The sequence below is a fragment of the Natrinema hispanicum genome (assembly GCF_900111485.1).
Lineage (GTDB): Archaea > Halobacteriota > Halobacteria > Halobacteriales > Natrialbaceae > Natrinema > Natrinema hispanicum_A.
In genome coordinates, this window is record NZ_FOIC01000066.1 from 1 (window position 1) to 6,114 (window position 6,114).

General features: G+C 56.7%; 5 protein-coding genes and 3 pseudogenes. 5 read left to right on the forward strand and 3 right to left on the reverse strand.

Going from position 1 to position 6,114, the window contains the following annotated elements; translation table 11 throughout:
- Positions 1-97: pseudogene (locus BSG09_RS20525) on the forward strand (IS5/IS1182 family transposase); the annotation flags it as partial.
- A 206-nt stretch (positions 98-303) separates the two neighbouring features.
- A complete protein-coding gene (locus BSG09_RS19720) occupies positions 304-1,524 on the forward strand; it encodes a TIGR00341 family protein (protein WP_254799222.1) in 1,221 nt (406 codons plus the stop codon).
- A 159-nt stretch (positions 1,525-1,683) separates the two neighbouring features.
- Here the strand turns inward: BSG09_RS19720 and BSG09_RS19725 are convergent, their stop codons facing one another.
- Positions 1,684-2,523 carry a coenzyme F420-0:L-glutamate ligase gene (locus BSG09_RS19725; RefSeq protein WP_092936167.1) on the reverse strand — a complete coding sequence of 280 codons (840 nt, stop codon included), beginning with the start codon at positions 2,521-2,523 and terminating at the stop codon, positions 1,684-1,686.
- Positions 2,519-4,108 carry an oleate hydratase gene (locus BSG09_RS19730; protein ID WP_092936169.1) on the reverse strand — a complete coding sequence of 530 codons (1,590 nt, stop codon included), beginning with the start codon at positions 4,106-4,108 and terminating at the stop codon, positions 2,519-2,521. Before BSG09_RS19730 ends, BSG09_RS19725 begins: the two co-directional genes overlap by 5 nt.
- A 349-nt stretch (positions 4,109-4,457) precedes the next feature.
- On the opposite strand from BSG09_RS19730, the pseudogene BSG09_RS20530 reads away from it, so the two are divergent.
- Positions 4,458-4,553: pseudogene (locus BSG09_RS20530) on the forward strand (DUF955 domain-containing protein); the annotation flags it as partial.
- Positions 4,546-4,770 (forward strand): HalOD1 output domain-containing protein, encoded by a 225-nt coding sequence (locus BSG09_RS19735; protein WP_092936171.1) that lies wholly within the window; start codon positions 4,546-4,548, stop codon positions 4,768-4,770. The pseudogene BSG09_RS20530 and the gene BSG09_RS19735, both read left to right, overlap by 8 nt.
- A gap of 57 nt (positions 4,771-4,827) precedes the next feature.
- Here the strand turns inward: BSG09_RS19735 and BSG09_RS19740 are convergent, their stop codons facing one another.
- Entirely contained in the window at positions 4,828-5,055 is a 228-nt protein-coding gene (locus BSG09_RS19740; protein WP_006182396.1) for a MarR family transcriptional regulator, read from the reverse strand.
- Between the two features lie 165 nt (positions 5,056-5,220).
- On the opposite strand from BSG09_RS19740, the pseudogene BSG09_RS19745 reads away from it, so the two are divergent.
- Positions 5,221-6,114 (forward strand): annotated as a pseudogene (locus tag BSG09_RS19745) (sensor histidine kinase); the annotation flags it as partial.

Below are 6,114 nucleotides of genomic sequence, written 5' to 3' on the forward strand. Positions count from 1 at the left end.
TGACGGTGAGAAGTTACGCTCTCGGAGCTGGCACGGCCAGTTCCGAGAGCTCACGCGCAAGTGTATCGTGCATAACCTATCGCAGGCGGCGAGTTAGAGCTCGCCGCCTGCTCTCTTTCTCTGGACGTATCCGCCAGAGGCATCGCCGTCATCCACGTATGAATCCTCACAAAGTGACCTAATTCTGATGGTTGCAGAATCAACGGACTGTACTTCTCCCACATTATCCAGATCTCAAAACCAGCAGTACAGAAGTTCTAACGACATTAATCTGAATATCAAAATTCCAATACTGCCGCTGTCTTGCGTTCAACAGAGCAATCATTCACCCTCCCGAAAAGTGCCGTCGAAGTCATCTTAGACGAGTTAGAGAGGGTCGGACTCGGCGAGGACGATCACACGGTGATCGTTACGGCAGACATGGTCATCTCCCAAAAGTTCGGAGCTCTCAAAGATCGGTTCACGGGAGAGGTGCTGGACGATCAGCGCCTCGCTCGCTACGAACTGTACGCCGAATCGGAAGGACTCATATTGGCGATTCCGATATACGTGACGCTGACGCTGGTCAGTGCGATCGTTGCGACGGCCGGGCTGTTACTCGATTCGGCCGCCGTCGTGGTCGGGTCGATGGTGATCGCACCCTTGATCGGACCGACGCTCGCAGCCAGCGCCGGGACCGTTCTCAACGAACGCGACTTGCTCTGGACCGGGGTTATGTATCAAGTGCTGGGCGTCAGCGTAGCGATTGCCGGTTCCGCGGCGTTCGCCTGGCTCTCGAAGTCGCTGTTTCTCGTACCGCCTGGGATTGAGGTCCTCGAAATCAACGAAGTCAGCGAACGGGTTCTTCCTCACCTCCTCTCGCTGGTCGTCGCCTTCGGCGCGGGAATTGCCGGCGTGTTGTGCCTTTCGACGGGTACCTCTGTCACACTGGTTGGCGTGATGATTACTGCTGCACTGATCCCGCCCGCCGCAGCGGCCGGCATCGCTATCGCATGGTGGATACCGAACGCCGCAGTCGGCTCGCTCGTCCTCGTCTTCGTCAATCTGCTGGGCGTCAATATCACGGGCCTCCTCACCCTCTGGGCGATGGGATACCGCCCCCAAATTCAGAGTGAGGAAGGGATCGCACGGCAGTTAGTCCGTCGTCGCCTCATCGTGTTGACGTTCGTCATCCTAGTACTGTCGATATTCCTGATCGGTGTCACGTGGGCGTCGTACGAACGCGCATCGCTTGAGAACGACGTCACGACGGAAGCGGAGGCCGTCCTCGACTCGTCAGCGTATCAGGACATCTACCTCGTCGAAGTCGAACTGTTTCTTGAGGAAGAAATCCCGTTCGAGCCAGTAGTACGAATCGAAGAAGGGTCCCTATTCGAGGGACCCGAACGTATTGTAATCACGGTCGAGCAGCCGGGCGATGACGACCATCCGGAACTTGTCTCGGAACTGGACGAACGAATTACCGACAAAACGGGAGACGACGTGCGGGTCGACGTTCGGTTCATTGAGTACGATACTGCGTAGGGATTTCGGCGCTCTATGACTGATAGTGACATCCACTCCTGTCTACAAGGGTCTCTTACCCACAAAGAGCGTGACTCCATGAAGATCCGCTTAATTCCAATATGAAGCCAGCTGACTGTGCGACAGCCGTGAAACTATGTGTCGTTGCTCGACTCGATGTCAGAACCATTCCCGGGCCTTAAATCGAGCAGTTAACTCGATGCTTTTGCGGAGGCCTCGACGAACGATGCCGCTTGAGTTCGGGACACCCTCACCGTCTTCATACTCAAGCCCACGAGCGACCACGACGGGAACCTGTTCGTCAGCCTGTCCGAACAGCAGCGCTGAACCTGCCGTGAGTTCGTCAGCGACGAGATCGACACCGCCCATCTTCGGCTGGTCGTAGAGATCTGTTCGTCCGAAGTTGGCGTCAATCGCTTCGATTCCCGAACAACCAACAGCGAGGTCCATCGATCCCGGACCGGCAACTTCTGAGTCAGAGAGCACGACAGCGACGTCGGCCCCAGTTCGTGCTTCGATTTCCTTGCGGAGCCGTCGCGCACTTTCGTCGGGATCTTCTGGAAGGAGCGTCATTTTTCCTTCCGGACTGTTCGACCAGTCAATGCCTGCATTTGTACAGAGTCGGCCGTTGCGTTCGGTCACAAGCATGGAGGGGACATCGTCGAGCGCTTCTTGAGCGACGTCGGGATCCACAGCGTGTTCCAACAGCAGGTCCTCACCAATTTCTGCGATCGGGATTGCACCGAGAACGTCACTTTCCTCATAGATGACCGCCACCTCGCGTGGATCGATTCCAGTGATATCAGCGACTCGTTGGTCACGTTCAGTAACATCGACATCGTCGGCTTCGATGAGTCGCCCCTCGGCGAATGAAACGACTTTCGTGGTAATAACGATCACGTCACCGTCCGAAAGGGGATACTCCTCGTCGGTCGTCTCGACGATTCGCTCAACGAGATCGTCACATGACGGGAAACAGCACAGCCGTTGCCAGTCAATCGAACGAGGCGCTCACTGCATCTGCGAGCACGCCCGGTTCGCGGTAGTGCTTGCTCACGGGTGGAATCTCCTCATCGAGATCAAGCAGGTCATAGACGGCGGTCATCGCCGTCCGCACCGAGTACTCGACGGTGAACACGACGTCACGTTGGAGTTCGGCGTACTGCCCGAGGAATGCGAGATTGTTCGAGCTATCGGGGACGACGAGCGGCCGGTCGCCGGGCGTCCGGGGCTGGAAGTGAGCCGTGATGAACGGCATCATACACGGCACGCAGTCTACGTCCTCCAGGATTTCCGGCAGGCGATCCTCACACTGCAGGTGATAACAGAGCTCTTCGAGGATCTCTCGTCCTGTACATTCGGACATCTTCTTTTCGACGTAGTCACCCTCTTGGTCTGTGAACAGGGCGTATCCCCAGAAGAGTTTCACGTCGTCAGGCTGGTTCGGGAAGTGCGGCTGGGCTGCGACGACAGTGGACAGAAGCCAGGACGAGTCGACGTATGTTACCAGCCCGTTGCCCGGCTCCTCGTCAGTGAATTCGACGATATGATCGAACAGATCAGTGTTGTGCAACGTGACGGTAAAGGACTCCCACTTGGTCTCCTGAACATTGCCCGCGAAGACCTCGGGGTCGCCGAATCCGGTGTTGTCCTCGGCGATCGACCGCCACAGCTCCCAGGACGCGCCGGTCTCGTTCGTTTCGGGTGCTTCGTCCCATGCCCCGAGGTCCGAGCCATCGGTCATCGAACCGTTGGTGAAAAAGACTAGGTCCGTGGAATCGACCTCGACGCTCTCAGTGCCGTCTCCGGTTTCGTAGTGGAGCCGCTCGACAGTCCGCCCTACTCGAGAAGTCACGATGTCCATATCGATCACGCGACAGTCCTGCTGGAAGTCGACGCCACGAGTTTCGAGCCAGCGCCGAAGCGGCAGGATCATCGAATGATACTGATCGTACTTGGTCCGGTCGATGTCTTCTAACGTGTGTAGACCGGGGAAGACGTGCAAGAAACGGTACATATACCGGCGGACCTCAGCGACGCTGTGCCACGGCTGGAAGGCGAAAATCGTCGCCCACAAGTACCAGAAGTTCGTCTCGAAGAAGTCGTCGTCGAACCACTCTTCGACCCGGGTGTCTCCAAGTCGTTCCTCCGGTGTAAGCAGAAGTCGAACCAGCGAGAGCCGGTGGTGCATCTTCAGTTCGAACTGCGAGGCATCGAGACGGGTGCCATCCTCGACCAGCCGCGTCTCCGCATATGACTCGTGGATCTCGTTGAACTCGTTCATCTCTTCTTTGACCGAGATACTGGGGTCCTCGAGCGAAGGGATCGTCCGGAAGAGGTCCCAGGTACATTCGTAGGCGGGGAAGTTGAACATGCGCCCACCGCGGATAACGTACCCTTCGTCGGGATTGCCTGCACCGTCCATTGCCCCGCCAACGACGTCAAGTTTCTCGTAGAAATGAACGTTCTCGCCAGGCATGTTTCCATCGCGAATCAGAAACGCCGCGGCGGCCAGGCCGGCGATGCCACCGCCAACGACGTGGGCTTCGCGGTCAGCGACGTGTGGTGTCTGTTCACCAAACATGCAATCCCCCCAGCGACGCGTTCGTTCGGGAACGATCATAGGCCGTCATACCGTCTGTATTCGTCTGAAGTGCGGGTAGTGGAGTCATAGATATACTTCTGGATCGCTGCCGACCTAACAGGTGCACCTGACGTTTCATCACACTTAAACTGGGGATGGTCAAGTACATAATGTATTTCAAAATATATACCGTAATTCATACAGTCTATCTAACTTTATTTGGTATAACCACCCGTTCAGGTAGTTAATCCGTTAGTAGGCAATCAATGATCATACCACGCTATTGATCATGTGGCCGACGAGACGACGTTGGCCGCGCCGGAATTGCTCAGAATGCCACGTGCCACGTGACAAATCCGAAACGATCCCCGATCGCCTCGAGCGGATCAGTTCGACCGCCCAGGAGATCATCGACGTCGTCAGCGAGGTGACCGATGGTGAATGACCGATCGCTTCTGCTCGAGATCATCACTGCACTCGAGGAACAGGACCTCGATCGAGGAGAGTACCAACTACAGCGGATGATCGTCGCCGAAGCCCTCGAGCGGCTTGTAGACTCGACGGGCCCACAGACTGAGACTGATCTCGAGATTCGATTCTCGGTTGGAGAGTTCCGTGTGGTGGTGACATCATCCGATGTGGCCGTGATCAGGGTGTCGTAGAACAGGCTACCAAGACAAGGACATCAGAGGATTCCAAGAGTCCACGTTGATGTGAGGCTACTCCGCAAGCGAATAGAGCTTCTGACGGGCGTCTCGAAAGGACACTCGTTGCTCAACTAACTCCTTTTCCTCAAGCCGAGAGATCGCATAGCGAACAGTCCGAGATGAGAGTCGAGTTTCTTTGACCAGTTCTTTCTGTGTGCACTCTCCCTCGAATTCCAGCGTCTTGTAGACCAACTTCGCACTCGGTGGCAAGTCCTCGAGCCGTTCTTTTGCGCTGCTCACTGTCTGTAGTACTTCTTCGAAGTAGACACTATAGGTCGTTTCGCTTCGGCAACCCGGCTCATTCTTCGAGAGCACCGAGAGACTACGTCAAGTCGAACCAGAGTTCATTCCTGTTCCCAAGTGACCGCACGGTTCGGTTTGTGTGGTGCCAGATGGGTGGACACCATGACAGATCATCCGACGTTATCGGAGTTCGTGACGAGCGAAGCGACTGACTCGAGGCCGGCCAGTCAGCCATCGACTGACGAGACCGTGACGATGACGGCTGACGAGCGGGTTGCAACGTACCTTATCGAAGATCAGATGGCGGATCTCACAGACGCAATCCGCGAAGCCGTCCAAAACGGCATCGACAGTCCTGGGTCATCCCGTGTGTTGGTCAGCATCTCACCTGAGCGGTCGCTCATCCTTGACGACGGTGCTGGCGTTGACCTCGAGTCGACCGAAGGGCGACGCAACCTCTCAGTGTTGGGTGCAGGAAGCAAACAGCGATCGGATGACGAGACAATCGGCGAGTGGGGCATCGGCAAGGGTGCGATCATCGCGAAGGGTGCCGTTCGTATCTGGAGTCACGACACCGCACTGTGTTTCGACTACCGAGATCGACACAACTCTGGGCAGTGGGCAGACGTCAGCGGGCGCGATGGCCAGCTTGTGGACGCTGAGCATCATCTCGAGGGGATGCTTGTCGAGATCGATCACTACGAAGACGAAGTTCCGGAGCCGGACAGCTACCGCTGGCGGCGCTACGTTCGCGATCTTCGCAAGCGCTTCGCGTACGTGCAATCTCGGACAGGCGACTCAGTCGTAATTAACGGCGAACCGGTTGACAGGGGCGATCCACTCGAGGCAGTGGCGGACTCGCCACATCCGTCACTCACACGCGAAACTGACGATGCAATCCTCGCACTCGAGTACACGCCTCACGAGGGACTCGATATCTACAGTAACGGTCTGTACGTGACGACGAAACGCGAGTACGGACTCGGCGGAGTCGTCGTCTCGAAGGGGAACTTGACGCTGAACTTTGCCCGTAACGATATCCAGTCGGGCTGTGAC

Bases quoted from the DNA above. Each gene is read 5' to 3' on its own strand.
- BSG09_RS19730 (WP_092936169.1), bottom strand. From the start codon at position 4,108: ATGTTTGGTGAACAGACACCACACGTCGCTGACCGCGAAGCCCACGTC.